This is a genomic window from Halomonas ventosae, assembly GCF_004361885.1.
Classification (GTDB): domain Bacteria; phylum Pseudomonadota; class Gammaproteobacteria; order Pseudomonadales; family Halomonadaceae; genus Halomonas; species Halomonas ventosae_C.
In genome coordinates this window covers 124,651-139,808 of sequence record NZ_SNWH01000006.1, presented here as the reverse complement: position 1 = coordinate 139,808, position 15,158 = coordinate 124,651, and the positions used below count along the sequence as shown (strand labels likewise).

12 protein-coding genes are annotated in these 15,158 nt (G+C 63.2%); 3 read left to right on the top strand and 9 right to left on the bottom strand.

Annotation, left to right across the window (positions count from 1 at the left end; translation table 11 throughout):
- From DFO68_RS06955 to dctP, 4 genes are all read right to left on the bottom strand, one after another.
- A complete protein-coding gene (locus tag DFO68_RS06955) occupies positions 1–1,908 on the bottom strand; it encodes a DUF294 nucleotidyltransferase-like domain-containing protein (RefSeq protein ID WP_133482940.1) in 1,908 nt (635 codons plus the stop codon).
- Positions 1,909–2,102: 194 nt separating this feature from the next.
- Positions 2,103–2,513 carry a DUF4168 domain-containing protein gene (locus DFO68_RS06950; protein ID WP_133482939.1) on the bottom strand — a complete coding sequence of 137 codons (411 nt, stop codon included), beginning with the start codon at positions 2,511–2,513 and terminating at the stop codon, positions 2,103–2,105.
- 147 nt (positions 2,514–2,660) lie between these two features.
- A complete protein-coding gene (locus DFO68_RS06945) occupies positions 2,661–4,859 on the bottom strand; it encodes a TRAP transporter large permease subunit (protein WP_133482938.1) in 2,199 nt (732 codons plus the stop codon).
- A 145-nt stretch (positions 4,860–5,004) separates the two neighbouring features.
- Positions 5,005–6,174, bottom strand: a complete 1,170-nt coding sequence (dctP, locus tag DFO68_RS06940) for a TRAP transporter substrate-binding protein DctP (RefSeq protein WP_133482937.1) — start codon at positions 6,172–6,174, stop codon at positions 5,005–5,007.
- A 445-nt stretch (positions 6,175–6,619) separates the two neighbouring features.
- Between dctP and DFO68_RS06935 the strand changes: the two genes are divergently transcribed.
- Complete coding sequence (locus tag DFO68_RS06935; protein WP_133482936.1) at positions 6,620–7,534, top strand: DMT family transporter; 915 nt, start codon at positions 6,620–6,622, stop codon at positions 7,532–7,534.
- Here the strand turns inward: DFO68_RS06935 and mtgA are convergent.
- The 4 genes from mtgA to DFO68_RS06915 form a co-directional block, all read right to left on the bottom strand.
- Positions 7,516–8,217 carry a monofunctional biosynthetic peptidoglycan transglycosylase gene (gene mtgA / locus DFO68_RS06930; protein WP_133482935.1) on the bottom strand — a complete coding sequence of 234 codons (702 nt, stop codon included), beginning with the start codon at positions 8,215–8,217 and terminating at the stop codon, positions 7,516–7,518. The two genes, DFO68_RS06935 and mtgA, sit on opposite strands and share 19 nt — an antisense overlap.
- A gap of 113 nt (positions 8,218–8,330) precedes the next feature.
- Positions 8,331–9,185 (bottom strand): S-formylglutathione hydrolase, encoded by an 855-nt coding sequence (gene fghA, locus DFO68_RS06925; protein ID WP_133482934.1) that lies wholly within the window; start codon positions 9,183–9,185, stop codon positions 8,331–8,333.
- 18 nt (positions 9,186–9,203) lie between these two features.
- The gene (locus DFO68_RS06920; RefSeq protein ID WP_133482933.1) at positions 9,204–10,313 is read right to left on the bottom strand and encodes an S-(hydroxymethyl)glutathione dehydrogenase/class III alcohol dehydrogenase; all 1,110 of its coding nucleotides are present in this window, start codon (positions 10,311–10,313) and stop codon (positions 9,204–9,206) included.
- Between the two features lie 247 nt (positions 10,314–10,560).
- The gene (locus tag DFO68_RS06915) at positions 10,561–11,940 is read right to left on the bottom strand and encodes an L-serine ammonia-lyase (protein ID WP_133482932.1); all 1,380 of its coding nucleotides are present in this window, start codon (positions 11,938–11,940) and stop codon (positions 10,561–10,563) included.
- Positions 11,941–12,106: 166 nt separating this feature from the next.
- On the opposite strand from DFO68_RS06915, the gene DFO68_RS15790 reads away from it, so the two are divergent.
- Both DFO68_RS15790 and DFO68_RS15785 read left to right on the top strand, forming a co-directional pair.
- Complete coding sequence (locus tag DFO68_RS15790; protein ID WP_243726454.1) at positions 12,107–12,526, top strand: LysR family transcriptional regulator; 420 nt, start codon at positions 12,107–12,109, stop codon at positions 12,524–12,526.
- On the top strand, positions 12,489–13,040 hold the full coding sequence (locus tag DFO68_RS15785) for a LysR substrate-binding domain-containing protein (RefSeq protein WP_243726453.1): 552 nt from the start codon (positions 12,489–12,491) through the stop codon (positions 13,038–13,040). Before DFO68_RS15790 ends, DFO68_RS15785 begins: the two co-directional genes overlap by 38 nt.
- 96 nt (positions 13,041–13,136) lie before the next feature.
- On the opposite strand, the gene rpoD is transcribed toward DFO68_RS15785, so the two are convergent.
- Complete coding sequence (gene rpoD, locus DFO68_RS06905; protein WP_133482931.1) at positions 13,137–14,975, bottom strand: RNA polymerase sigma factor RpoD; 1,839 nt, start codon at positions 14,973–14,975, stop codon at positions 13,137–13,139.
- Positions 14,976–15,158: the final 183 nt, after the last annotated feature.

The following is a 15,158-nucleotide window of genomic DNA, read 5'->3' as shown; positions in this document are numbered from 1 at the left end:
TTAGCGCGACCTCGTTCGCGACGGCATGGGATAGCGGAACTTGAGGAACTTCTGGGCATTGCTCAGCACCTGGAACGCCTCCTTGAGGTTGTGACGCTCGCTGTCGCTGACGCTCTCCGGCTCGATGTTGTTGTCCGGTGTTCGCTCGTGCTGGATATCGAACGCATGATGGCGGATTCGTGACATCGATAGGAACTCGAGGGCATAGCGAAGCTTCTGGCTCACGCCTGGCGCTAGCAGTTGGGTGCGGTCAATGTCGTCGAGCCGCGCAAAGCTGTTCTGGGCCCGCGATCCACAGGCCAGGGCATGCACGCGGATCAGGTCCGTCAAGGGCGCGGTGCCGCGGCGTTTGAGATTGATGGAGTTGTTGTGCTTGCCGTCCTTCTCCATGACGAAGGTGCGGAAGAAGCCCAGTGGCGGCGTACGGTTGAGGACGTTGCGTCCCATAGCAGCCAGGAACAGCGGGGCCTTTGGTGCCCGGCTGGCCACCAGATCCTGGAGCTGCTCGATGAAGGGGTTCTCGCCATACACGGCGTCCAGATCGAAGAAGATCGAGCTATGCAGTAAACGCTCCGGTGAAGGGTGGTCGATCCAGTCGCGGAAATACTGCTTCCAGACCGCCAGCGGCTGGCGCCAGCGGGTGTTGGTGGCCATGATGTCGCCCTTGCAATAGGGGTAACCGCAGGCATCCAGGCCATCGCTGACGCGCTGCGCCAACGTCAGGAAGTAGTCATCGTGACGTGCTGGATCGAAATCGTCGGCAAGCACCAGGGCATTGTCCTGGTCGGTAACGATGGACTGCTCGTTGCGGGCCATCGAGCCCAAGGCCATGAAGCAGTAGGCCACCGGCGGTGGGCCCAGCTCATCCTCGGCCAGCTCCAGCAGCCGACGCGTGAAGCTGCGCCCGATGGTGGAGAGCGCGCTGCCTATCATGCGCGAATCGGCGCCCTCCTCGACCATGCGCGTAAAAGCGGCATGCACGTCCGGCGCCAAGCGAGCCAGGCCCTCGACACTCGACTGGTGGAAGATGTTACTCACCAGATAGAGGCTACTGCCGGTCTCGTAGCGGATGATATCGGAGAGATGCACGATACCCACGGGATGGCGGCGATGCATCACCGGCAAGTGATGGATATTGTGGCGCAGCATGCAGAGCATCGCCTCATGCACCGATTCCTCGGACTGAATGGCGATCAGGCGCAGCCCGATGACCTCTCCCACCGGTGTATCCGGCGCCCGTCCCTCGGCTACCACGCGACGAAAATCGCTGTCAGTCAGGATGCCCTGCACCTGCCAGTAGCGATCCTGACTATCGCGAAAGGTGTAGCGAGGATTGTCGCCGGGGGCGTCGAGCACTAGGACCGCCGAGGCACCGGAATCCGTAATCTGGCGGGCAGCCTCCTGAATCGAAGTGCTCGCCTCGACCATCATCGGGTATCGGGTCAGTAGCTTGCGCACCCGGGTGATCATCATGTCGTTATGTTTCTTGTGCTGCTCCACCGCGGACTCGAGCCGCGGCCGCTCAAGCTCGACAAAGTCGGCGAAGTGGTCGTCGGCCTCGCAGAGCCGCTTGAAGGTGGACTCGGGAATGAAGTAGATCAGGCTGTCTTCCATGGCCCGGGCAGGAAAGCGAGCACGGTGATTCCGCAGCAGGCTGAAGTGGCCGAAGATGTCGCCCTCGACCAGTCGATTGTAGAGCTCGCCCCCGCGACGGTAGACCTCCACCGCGCCGCTGCGAATGTAGCACAGGTCGTGGACTTCCTGATCGAGCACCAGAATATCGGTTCCAGCCTTGAAGTAGGCCACCTCCACGCTGCCGGCTACCTCGTCGAGCAGTTCGTCGGAGAGCCCTTCGAAAGGTGGGAAGCGCCCCAGGTGCTGACGGATCTCTAGCAGTTCCACATCCATGTCCATGACTCCGCGCGGTGGTGAAGACCAGTCTGGAAGGGCCGGTCGGCACTGTAAAGCGGCGCGTGGGCACGCCTTGGGCAACCGGCTGGAGGGCATTCATGCCGACCATGCAACCAACAAGGCCACACCGTGGCGTCCACGGGGTGGCCTCTGGGTAGCCGACAATGTGGCGGCAGGCGCAAAAGCGCGGGTTAAGAGTTCTGATCGCCGCTGGCGGTGCTGGACTTGGCCATCTCCTGAACGCGCTGCATCAATTCCGGATCCTGCTGGATGGCCTGACCGATGGCGTTAAAGGTATCCACCTCGAGACCGCTGTTCTCGACAGCCTTGACCATCTTGTCGTTGGCTTCCATGCGGACTTGCTGCTGTGCCTGCTTGCCTTCGGCCGCTTGCAGCTGCTGGGTGTACTCCTGGGAGATCACGGCAATCTCCTGGGCAGCATCAGCGAACTGCTGCAACTGCTGGTCGGAGAAGTCCTGAGTCGGCGCAGTGGCCTGCGACTGTTTCGTATCGGTGGCAGAGTTCTGCTGGGCCTGTGCCTGGGTGGCGGCGAGGCCGAGAGCGAGAAACGCAGCCGAAAACAGCGCGGTCATTCGTTGCATTGAATACCTCCAGGGTGTTGCGTCATGAATGGGTTGTCTTGTGACGCCCCGCATCACGGCGAGTTCACGGTGTGTTGTAACGGGTTGTAAGAAAGGCGCTCCCCGCGGGGAGCGCCTTTCTTACCTCAACGGTTAATGCGCCGGGTGTCAACCATAGGCGAGGTTGGGTAGCCAGGTCACCAGCGCCGGGAAAAGTATCACCAGCAGCAGCCCCAGTGCTTGGATGCCCAGGAAGGGGAAGGAGGAGCGGAAAATCTGCGCCATGGTGATATGCGGCGGACAGACCCCCTTGATGTAGAAGAGCGCATAGCCGAACGGCGGACTGAGGAAGGACATCTGCATGTTGACCAGGTAGATGACACCGAACCATAGCGAGACATCAGTCGGGTCGACCCCGGGCAGGCCGAACACACCGTCGAAGGAGAGTCCCTTGATTAGCGGCACGAAGATCGGCACCGCCAGCAGCAGGATCCCCACCCAGTCGAGGAACATGCCCAGCGCCACCAGCAGTACCATCATCAACGCCAACACCGCATAGGAGCCAAGGCCCGCGCCGGAGATCAGCTCCTGGACGAAGGTCTGGCCGCCCTGCAGGATATAGAAGCCAACGAAGATGCTCGCGCCGAAAATGATCCACATCACCATCGCCGAGGCGACCAGGGTGGTCATGCAAGCAGCATGCAGGTTGGGCCAGGTGAGGCGCTTGTGCATCGCGGCCACCACCAGGGCGCCGAAGGTGCCGATGCCAGCGGCCTCCACCGGGGTGGCGATGCCGGTGAAGATGATGCCCAGCACCAGGATCACCAGCACGATGGGCGCCAGCATGTTGCGCAGCAGGCGCAGCTTCTCCTTCATGTCGACCCGATCCTCGACCGGCATCGGCGGCGCCATCTTGGTGTTCAGGGTGCCACGCATCCAGCAATAAAAGCCGTACATGAAGGCCAGTAGCAGGCCGGGAATCAGCGAGCCAAGGTAGAGCTCACCCACCGACTGCTGGGCGATGACGCCGTAGATGATGGCGAGTATCGAAGGCGGGATCAGGATACCCAGGGTGCCGCCGGCCATGATCGAGCCGATGGCGATCTCCGGGTCATAGTGGCGCTTGAGCATCGCCGGCAGGGCGATCAGACCCATGGTCACCACCGCCGCCCCGATAACACCGACCATGGCGGCCAGCAGCGTGGAGGCGATGACAGTGGCGATGGCCAGCCCCGCCTTGAGGCCGCCCATCCACTTGTAGACGACGTCGAACAGCTCCTCGATGATTCCCGCCTTCTCCAGCACCGAGGCCATGAAGATGAACAGCGGGATGGCCGAGAGCTGGTAGTTGGTCATCATCGGAAAGATGCGCGAGGGCATCAGGTTGAGCATCGCCTGATCGCCGACCAGGTAGAGAAAGACCACCCCCAGGCCGCCGGTGACGAAGGCCAGCGGCAGGCCCGCCACCAGCACCACCATCAGCGAGCCGAACATCACCAGGGTCAGGGCACCGATACCCACGGAACTGAGGCTGTTCTCGAGGCTGCCCGCCAGGCTGTCGTAATCGGTCACCGCGACATTGATCATTTCGAACAGCGTCCAGGCCGCCAGCAACCCAGCGATGATCAGCAGCACCCGGGCAAAGGTCCGGGTACCGTCGTGCAGTCGCCAGTGGTAACGATACGCCTGGACATCACGCACCAGCTGGCCGAAGCCCTGCAGCAGCAGCAGCAGCGCGCCGAAGAAGAGCATGAACTTCACCGGATAGAACTCGATGGCCCACTCGGTGAAGGAGGTCTCATTGGCGTAACTGGAGCCAAAGAAGTACGCATCGCTCACCGACTGGGAGAAGAACTTCCAGCCGGTCACCAGCAAGGCGATAGTGAAGATGAAGAAGAAGATCGAGGTGACCAGATCCAGCGCCGCTTTGTTGAGCGGCCGGGCACGCGAGTAGAGGATATCCACGCGCACATGCCCCCCCTCGCGCAGGGCATAGGCCCCGGCCACCAAATACTGCATGCCGAACATCAGGGTCATCGACTCATGAACCCAGTTGGTCGGCGAGTTGAAGGCATAGCGCACCAGCACTTCGTAGGCGAAGGCGAAGGGGGCAATCAGCGCCCAGTAGGCTACATAGCGGCCGGAAAACCCTGATAGGCGGTCGACGATGACCGTGAAGAGGTTACCGGGCGGCTGATAAGCGACCGCGACCTCCTCGCCGGCAGGCACCTCGGCGGTATCACCGCCGTCGATAGTGCCGCCACGACGGAAACTGCGGTCGACAAAGAACATCACCACCAGCGGCAACACAAGCAGCACCGACCAGTAGAGCCAGTGCGGCAGGACAAAATTGATATCAAGATTCATGGACACTCCTCCGCGATACCATCACCTGCTGGCGATGGTTACGGATCATCGAGTCGAGGGGATGCGGGATCAGTAGTGGTTTCCTTACCCAAACCGGGTGTTGCGGCCCTTGGCCCACAACACCCGGCTTAGTAGAGCAGGTAGATCAGACGTTGAGCTTGAAGTCCTTGATGTCCTCGTCGGTGACCAGTGCCACGGCCGGATCCATCATGGTATCCAAGTGCGCCTTGAACAGCCGCGAGGCATCCGGATCCTTGTTGGCCCACTTGAACCACAGCGGGATGGCGGCATCGCGGAAACGACTGGCGTCGTCTTCAGAGAGGTGAATGATCTCCACGCCCTTCTCGCGATACTTCGGCCAGGCTTCGGCGTTGGCCTTCTGGATCGCCGCATAATGCTCGCGAGAATAGGCCGCCACCAGGTCGTGCATGAGATCCTGGGTCTGCGGTGACATGCGCTCGAAGACACGACGGTTCACGGCGATGTCCATCAGGTCGACGGCCTGGTGCAGGCAAGGTGTGGAGGGCGGCCCCAGGATGATGTAATCGGCCACCTGCCAGAAGCCCAGCTCGTAGTTGACCGCTGCACCGGTGTAGTCGGCCGCGTCGATGGTTCCCTTCTCCAGCGCCGGATAGACCTCGGAGCCTGGCAGCAGGGTGGTCTGGGCGCCGATGGAGGCGAAGGTCTCGGCGACGATACCGCCCGGCATGCGCAGCTTGATGCCATTGAAGTCATCGAAGCTGCGCAGCGGCTTCTTGGAGTGGATCAGGTTCATGTCATGGTGGACATAGCCCAGCAATTCCTGGCCCTGCTTGCGGTAGAGATCCTTGGCGATGCCGAACCCGCCATAGGCGCCGAACATCATGTCCCACTGATGCGGCATCGACAACCCCATCGGATAGGCGGTGAGGAACACCCCAGCCGGCATCTTGCCGGGCCAGTAGACGGTGAACCAGTTCTGGCCATCGAGCACGCCGTTGCGTACCGCATCGGCAACCTCGAAGGCCCCGGCCACGGCACCTGACGGGAACGGCTCGATGCGCACCTCACCCCCCGTTGACTCGGCGACGCCGGCAGCCCACTCCTCGAAGATCTTGTAGCCCGTGGTGCCCGGCTGCCAGGAGGACTGCATGCGGATGCGGATGCCGTCCTGGGCCTGGGCGTTACCGATCCAGGGCGCCGCCACGGCTGCCGCCGAACCGACGGCGGCGGCTTTCAGGAAGTTGCGCCGGCTCGGAGTCTGGAACTCCTTCAGGACGTTGGTGTTGTCGTTGTCGACGGAAGAAATGCTTGACGGCTGCTTGTCGTCTTGCATGGCATGGTCTCCTGGTTGGGTAGCGAACCCGCCCTCATGAGCAGGTACAACGGGATCTTCGTCGTGTCTTCCCTATGCCATCTCGCGTGCCAACGCATGGCCAACGCATGAAAGGTAACCGGCCGGCACGCCCGACCCGCTGTCCGTGTGGGCCTCAGGGAAGATTTCCATGTTTCTGGAGAAAAATCTGGAAACGTCTTCCATGACGAAACCTAGCGAAAATGGCTCTTCCGGCCAATAGCGACTTTCAACGCAAGCCTTCGTCAACTATGGCACTGGCCTACGATAATTGAGAGACAAGACCTTGTATAAACGAATAAAATAATGGTCTGACCAATTTTCCGCCGGAGCCGACTCTACGACCAAAGCACGAGCCGCGAGAGTGGCATCCCGTGACACTGACCGCGATGATGCCCACACCCACTGACACTTGGAAGCCGTCGTCATGACATCGGAACGTCACCGCCAAGCCTGGCGAGTCGCCATGCCCATCCTCTTCGTGGCGCTGTGGAGCACCGGCTTCATCGGCGCCAAGTTCGGCCTGCCCCATGCCGAGCCCTTCACCTTCCTGTTCGTACGCTTCGTGCTGACCCTGGCCCTGCTGATCCCGCTGGTCATGCTGCTGCACGGTCGCTGGCCACAGGGTCCTCGTTTGTGGGGGCATATCGCGGTATCCGGCCTGCTGGTCCACGGTGCCTATCTGGGCGGAGTCTTCTATAGCATCTATCAAGGCATGCCCGCGGGCCTGGCCGCCCTGCTGGTGGGGCTGCAGCCACTGCTGACCGCCGCGCTCGCCGGCCCGCTGCTGGACGAACGGCTGTCACGCCTGCAGTGGCTGGGGCTGGTCATGGGACTCGCCGGCATCGCCATGGTGCTGGGTGGCAAGCTGGACCCGGGCGAGACGCTGTTCCAGGGCTTCGGCCTCGGCGCATTGGCCAGCATCCTGGTGGCCTTGGTCGGCATCTCGCTGGGCACCCTCTACCAGAAGCGCTTCTGCACCGGCATGCCGCTGCTCTCCGGCACCGTGGTGCAGTATCTGGGCGCAGGCATCCTGCTGGGCCTGGGTGCCCTGCTGTTCGAGACCCGACAGATCGAATGGGCGCCCACCTTCCTGCTGACCCTCGCCTGGCTGGTGCTGGTGCTCTCGATCTCCGCCATCCTGTTGCTGATGGCGCTGATCAAACGCGGGGAGGCCTCCCGGGTGGCCAGCCTCTTCTACCTGGTGCCGCCGGTTACCGCGCTGGAGGCGTGGTGGCTGTTCGACGAGCGCCTGCCGCCCGTATCGCTCGCCGGCATGGCGATCGCCATCGCGGGCGTGGTGCTGGTGGTGAGAAGCGGCCCTCAGAGGCGTTCGAGATAGGCGGTGCCGCCGAGGTTGTGCATCTGCTGGCGGACCCAGGCGCTGCGACGCTCCACCAGCGGGCCCGGGCGCGCGGCATCACGTCCGCGGGGGTCGGGCAGGATCGCCGCCAGGCGGCTGGCCTGGACCTCCGTGAGCTGCGCCGCGGAAACACCGAAATAGTGGCGTGAGGCGGCCTCGAGGCCGAACACCCCGCTGTCCCACTCGACGATATTGAGGTAGACCTCGAGAATGCGCTGCTTGGGCCACAGCGCCTCGATCAACAGCGTGAACCAGGCCTCGAGTCCCTTGCGCAGCCAGCTGCGCCCGCTCCACAGGAAGAGGTTCTTGGCGGTCTGCTGGCTGATGGTGCTGGCCCCGCGCAGGCGCCCGCCGTTGCGACTGGCCTCCCAGGCGCGGCGCATCTCGGCGAGGTCGAAGCCATGATGTCGCGGGAAGCGCTGATCCTCGGCGGCGATCACCGCCAGCTTGGCGCGGTCAGAAAGCCGCGGCCAGGGCTGCCACTGGTGGCGGATGTCGAGCGTCTCGCCGGCGATCCAGGACTGGACCTTGCGCTCCACCATCACCATGGAGCCGAACACCGGCACCACACGAAACAGCAGCACCAGCACCAGCGAGCCCACCACGAATCCCAGCAGGCTGCGCCAGACTATCCGCCAGGTTCGCCGTCGCCATCCCGTCATTGCGCGTCTCGCTCGGCCATGGGCTTCCTTATCGCTGCGTGAATGCCTGCCAGTATCACGACACTGCCTCCCGGCAGGGAGGCAGTCGGTCTGGCGCGAGATAGCGTGTCCGTTCAGCGCTTGTTCAGTCGCTCGGCATGATAGCGCAGATGATCCTCGATGAAGGTGGCGATGAAGAAATAGCTGTGGTCGTAGCCCGGCTGGCGCCGCAGGGTCAGTGGATGGTCGTGCTCGGCGCAGACCGCCTCGAGCCGCTCGGGACAGAGCTGCTCCTCGAGGAAGTCGTCGTCCTCCCCCTGGTCGATGAACAGCGGCTGGCTCGAGGCCCCGCGGGCCACCAGCTCGCAGGTATCGTACTGAGTCCAGAGGCCGCGGTCCTCGCCCAGGTAGCCGGAGAAGGCCTTCTGCCCCCAGGGACATTCGCTGGGGTTGACGACCGGTGCGAAGGCCGATACCGAACGGTAGTGGCCCGGTCGGCGCAAGGCCATGACCAGCGCGCCATGCCCCCCCATGGAGTGGCCGCTGATCGACTCGCGGCCGTTGACCGGGAAGTGCTGGCGCACCACCGAAGGCAACTCCTCGGCCACGTAATCGTACATGCGGTAGTGCTTCTTCCAGGGCTCGCGGATCGCATTGACATAGAAGCCGGCCCCGCTGCCGAAGTCGTAGCTGTCGTCCTCGCCCGGCAGGTCGGTGCCCCGCGGGCTGGTGTCCGGGCAGACGATGGCGATACCGAGCTCGGCGGCGACGCGGTGGGCGCCGGCCTTCTGCATGAAGTTCTCGTCGGTGCAGGTCAGGCCGGACAGCCACCACAGCAAGGGGACGCGGCCTTCCTCGGCCTGGGGCGGCAGATAGATGGCGAAGGTCATCTCGCAGTCCAGCGCGCGAGAAAGGTGACGATAGCGCTTGTGCCAGCCACCGAAGCTCTTGTTGGCGGAGACCAGTTCGAGGTGTTCACTCATGGTCATGATGGGATTCCTCGAGGCTCAATAGTGAAGGACGGTGCGGATGCTCTCGCCACGGTGCAACAAGTCGAAGGCCTCGTTGATCTTGTCGAACGGCATGTCGTGGGTGATGAAGTCGTCGATGTTGATCTCGCCGTTCATGTAACGCTCCACATAGCCCGGCAGCTCGGTGCGCCCCTTCACCCCGCCGAAGGCGGAGCCTTTCCAGACCCGGCCGGTGACCAGCTGGAACGGCCGCGTGCTGATCTCCTCGCCGGCACCGGCCACGCCGATGATCACCGACTCGCCCCAACCCTTGTGGCAGCACTCCAGCGCCGAGCGCATCACGTTGACGTTTCCGATGCACTCGAAGGAGTAATCGACGCCGCCATCGGTCAGGTCGATGATCACCTGCTGGATGGGGTCGCTGTAGTCCTTGGGGTTGACGAAGTCGGTGGCACCGAACTGCTCGGCGAGGGTGAACTTCTCGGGGTTGACGTCGATGGCGATGATGCGACTGGCCTTGGCCATCACCGCGCCCTGGATCACCGCCAGACCGATGGCGCCCAGGCCGAAGACAGCGACGGTACTGCCCGGCTCCACCTTGGCGGTATTCATCACCGCGCCGATGCCGGTGGTCACGCCGCAGCCCAGCAGGCAGATCTTGTCCATCGGCGCCGCCTTGGAGACCACGGCAAGCGACACCTCGGGCAGCACGGTGTACTCGCTGAAAGTGGAGGTACCCATGTAGTGATGCAGCATCTTGCCGTCCAATGAGAAGCGCGAGGTGCCATCCGGCATCACGCCCTTGCCCTGGGTGGCGCGCACCGCGCTGCACAGGTTGGTCTTGCCCGAGAGGCAGAACTTGCATTTGCCGCATTCGGCAGTATAGAGCGGGATGACGTGGTCGCCGGGCTTGACGCTGGTGACGCCCTCGCCCACTTCTTGGACGACGCCGGCGCCCTCGTGGCCCAGCACCGCCGGAAAATTGCCCTCCGGGTCGGCACCGGAAAGGGTATAGGCATCGGTGTGGCAGACGCTGGTGGCGGCGAGCTTCACCAGCACCTCGCCAGCCTTGGGGCCCTCGACGTCGATCTCGACCAGTTCCAGGGGCTTGCCAGATTCCATGGCGACGGCGGCGCGTGACTTCATGGTGTCGTTCTCCTTAGAGTATGCGATGAGCCTGACGACAGTTTAAGCAATTCAGCCTCTGAGGTTAACCTCCCGCGAGCACAATGAATTGCGGTGCGTGTCTCACTACCCCACGAAAAGATCGCCCACGGGGCGATATCGCGGATCACCTTGAGGATCTGGCCGAAGGGCGAGTGAACGGTGCGCCAGATGTGCAGAACTTCCTTTCTTTCGACTGAGGTCAAGGTCAAGCAGGGCCTGGCGGCACTCAACACTCGATGGCGTTGACGGCCAGCCCGCCGCGGGAGGTCTCCTTGTACTTCTCCTGCATGTCGGCGCCGGTGTCGCGCATGGTGCGGATCACGTGGTCCAGGGAGACGAAGTGCTCGCCGTCACCGCGCAGGGCCATGCGTGCGGCATTGATGGCCTTGACCGAGGCGATGGCGTTGCGCTCGATGCAAGGCACCTGGACAAGCCCGCCGATCGGGTCGCAGGTCAGCCCCAGATTATGCTCCAGGCCGATCTCGGCGGCATTCTCGACCTGGCCCACGCTGCCGCCCATCACCTCGGCGAGGCCGGCGGCGGCCATGGCGCAGGCTGAACCAACCTCGCCCTGGCAGCCCACCTCCGCGCCGGAGATGGAGGCATTCTTCTTGCACAGGATCCCCACCGCTCCAGCGGTAAGCAGGAAATCCACCACCTCGCGCTCGCAGGCATCCGGCTGGAACTTCATATAATAGTGCAGCACCGCGGGGATGATCCCGGCAGCCCCATTCGTGGGGGCGGTGACCATGCGTCCGCCGGCGGCATTTTCCTCGTTGACGGCCAGGGCGAAGACGTTGACCCAGTCCATGGCCGAAAAGGTCGAGGCGATCACGCTCTCGCTGGCATCCACGGTCAGCAGGCGTCGATGCAGCAAGGCGGCCCGGCGCCGGACCTCCAGCCCACCGGGCAGCACGCCTTCGGCGGCCAGTCCGCGCTGTACACAAGCCTGCATGGCCTGCCAGATCTCCCAGAGGCCGGCGCGCACCTCGGCCTCGCCGCGCCAGGCCTTCTCGTTTTCCAACATCAGCTCGCTGATACGCAGGCCATACATGCGACACAACGCCATCAACTCGGCAGCAGAGTGGAAATCGTAGGGCAGCGCCGTGGTGTCGCTGTCCAACTCGCCGGAGCGTGCCTGGATCTCGTCGACCACGAAGCCGCCCCCCACCGAGTAATAGACGTTGCGATAGAGCACCTCCTTCTGCCCGTGGGCGACAAGCGTTAGGGCGTTGGGATGGTAGGGCAGGCTCTCGTCATGCCACTGCAGATCCCGGCTCCAGTGGAAGGGGATCGCCTGATGACCTCCCAGCGACAGGACCTGCGTGGCGAGTAGTGCCTCGATGCGCGGCGCGACCATGGACGGGTCAATGCGCGAAGGATGCTCGCCCATCAGCCCCATCACCACTGCGCGGTCGCTGCCATGGCCCTTGCCTGTGGCGGATAGCGAGCCATGCAGGTGAATCTCGAGGCGCGTCACGCGATCTAGCAGCTCGCGACGTTTGAGCACCTGGACGAACTCGTAAGCCGCGGCCATAGGCCCTACGGTGTGGGAGCTCGAGGGCCCGATGCCGATCTTGAACAGGTCGAAGACGCTGATTGCCATGGGAGAAGCCTCGCGTGGCGGGTAAAGTGAACGAGAAGGGTCTGGCGGCGCTGCGTTCAGTATGGCTGAACGCTGCTGGCCATGACCTGGTATTGCTCTATGCTGGTGCGGGATTACCAGGGCGGCAAGCCAGAATATCTCGCCCACGATATAGTTAATCTAAACCATGAGCCGACTCCTGCACGCCCAGACTCACGCCTGGCTGAAGGTCTTCGCGATCAGCGCTCGCCACCTCTCCTTCACCCGGGCGGCGGAGGAGCTGCATGTCACCACCGGGGCAGTCAGCCAGCAGATCAAGCAGCTCGAGGAGCGGCTCGGCTTCAAGCTGTTCCGTCGCCTGCCCCGGCAACTAGAGCTGACAGAGGAGGGCCGCCGCCTGGCGGCGGTGGTGGACGAGGCCTACCAGGCCGTGGGCCTGGAGGTGCGGCGGCTGCGCAGCGGGGTGATGAGCGGGGTGATCCGGCTGCGCTCGGTGCCTTCCTTTCTGCACAAGTGGCTAATGCCTCGCCTGCCGCGACTGCAGGCGCGCTTTCCCGATATCGAGCTGCATGTGCTGTGCCGAGGACAGCAGCCTCTCGCTGAGTGACGGTGACTTCGACCTGGCCCTCGACCTCAACGACGGCCACGTCCCGGGACTCTCCATCACCCCGCTGATGGAGGAGCACATCTTCCCGGTATGCGCCCCGACCCTGCTGCGCAGCCGCCCTCCCCTTCGCCATCCCGCCGACCTGGCCTGGTACCCGCTGCTGCACGATGTCACCGCCTGGCGAGGTAGCCACGAGCATGCCGAATGGGAGCGCTACCTCGAGGCCATCGAGGCGCCACCCCTCAACCTGCACCGGGGCTATACCTTCAACCGCCACCACCTGACCATGGAGGCAGCCATCGCCGGCATGGGGGTCGCCATCGCCCGCCAGACGCTGATCCGCGGCGAGCTGGAGAGCGGTATGTTGATCGCTCCCTTCGCGCAGCGGGTGCCCACCGGTATGCACTACGGCATCGTGCATGCTTCGGGTGCCCGGGACGATCGACGAGTGGCCGCCGTGCACGACTGGATCGTCGAGGAGGCGCGCCGCGCCGTCGGCGCACTGTCGACGTAAAGCCACACGCGCCATGCTCCAAAAGGCGACAAGCCCCGCAGGCGCTGCCTGCGGGGCTTGTCGTTCAGCAAAGGTGCAATAAATGCCCGGTGATGCTTACTCGTCGAGGAAGGAGCGCAGCGGCTCGGAGCGGCTGGGGTGGCGCAGCTTGCGCAGCGCCTTGGCCTCGATCTGGCGGATCCGTTCACGGGTGACATCGAACTGCTTGCCGACCTCCTCGAGGGTATGGTCGGTGTTCATGTCGATACCGAAGCGCATGCGCAGCACCTTGGCCTCACGGGCGGTGAGGCCACCGAGCACGTTGCGGGTGGCCTCGATCAGTCCCTCGCTGGTCGCCGAATCGATGGGCAGCAGGAGGGTGCCGTCCTCAATGAAATCACCGAGGTGCGAATCGTCATCGTCGCCAATAGGCGTCTCCATGGAGATCGGCTCCTTGGCGATCTTGAGTACCTTGCGCACCTTGTCCTCGGGCATCTCGAGACGCTCGCCGAGCTCTTCCGGGGTCGGCTCGCGCCCCATCTCCTGGAGCATCTGGCGGGAGACGCGATTGAGCTTATTGATGGTCTCAATCATGTGTACCGGAATCCGAATGGTCCGCGCCTGATCGGCGATCGAGCGGGTGATCGCCTGACGAATCCACCAGGTGGCGTAAGTGGAAAACTTGTAACCACGCCGATACTCGAACTTGTCCACCGCCTTCATCAAGCCGATATTGCCTTCCTGGATCAAGTCCAGGAACTGCAGGCCACGGTTGGTGTACTTCTTGGCGATGGAAATCACCAGCCGCAGGTTGGCTTCAACCATCTCCTTCTTGGCACGCCGCGCCTTGGCCTCGCCAATGGATAGCCGGCGGTTGATCTCCTTGATCTCGGTCACCGGCAGCTGGAGCATCTCCTCCTCGAAGGCGATCTTGCGCTGGGCACGCTGGATGTCGCCGCGCAGCGGCGTCAGACGTGCCGCGTACTTAGGATGGTTGGCAATGAACTCGTCGAGCCACTGGGGATTCGACTCGCTGCCCGGGAAGGCCTTGATGAAAGTCTTGCGCGGTATCTTTGCCTTCTTCACGCACAGCTGCATGATGGCCTTTTCCTGGGTGCGTATCTGCTCGACGCTGATACGCACCTGCCCTACCAAACGCTCGAAGTGCTTGGGCACCAGCTTGATCGGCGAGAACAGCTGGGCAAGACGCGCCAGCTCCTCCTGAGCCTCCCTGGAAGCGCGCCCATGGGCCTCGATGGCGGCCTGTGCGGCTGCATTCTGCTCACGGATCTGCTCGAAGCGAGCCCGGGCTTCCTCGGGATCAGGACCGCCGGTCGTCTCCTCCTCGGCTTCAGCCTCCTCGTCGGCATCGCCCTCGGACTCGCCATCGTGCTCCTCCTCGGGCACCTCCGCCTCGGCCACGCCGGGAATCCCTTCGTCGGGATCGATAAAGCCCGAAAAGAGATCCGAGAGGCGTCCAGGTGCCTCCTCGTCCTGGGTGGCATCATAGGCGTCGAGGATGGAGTCCACGGCACCGGGCAGGTAAGCCAGCGCCGACATCACCTCACGGGTGCCCTCCTCGATGCGCTTGGCGATCTCGATCTCGCCCTCACGAGTCAGCAGCTCCACCGTGCCCATCTCGCGCATGTACATGCGCACGGGATCGGTAGTGCGACCGACGTCGCTCTCCACGGCGGCAAGCGCGGCGACGGCCTCTTCGGCGGCCGACTCGTCGGTGGAATGATCCGACATCATCAGGGTGTCTTCATCGGGGGCTTCCTCGACGACACTGATGCCCATGTCGTTGATCATGCCGATGATATCTTCCACCTGATCCGGATCGGCGATATCCTCTGGAAGGTGGTCGTTGACCTCGGCATAGGTCAGGAAGCCCTGTTCCTTGCCGCGCGCGATCAACTCCTTCAGACGTGACTGCTGCTGCGCATTTCCAGCCATAGAAATCCTATCTCGACGAAGAAGAATGAAGCACCTGAAGCACTGAGGCGGTAAAAAACTCAATAAGTCGAACAGTATAGCGGGTGAAACCCCATTTCTGCCAGCTCGATGTATTTGCGCGGTCATTCAGGTGTGTTAGGTTGTCAGGTTACCCTGTATGCAGGCACCTATCTAAATGCTCTA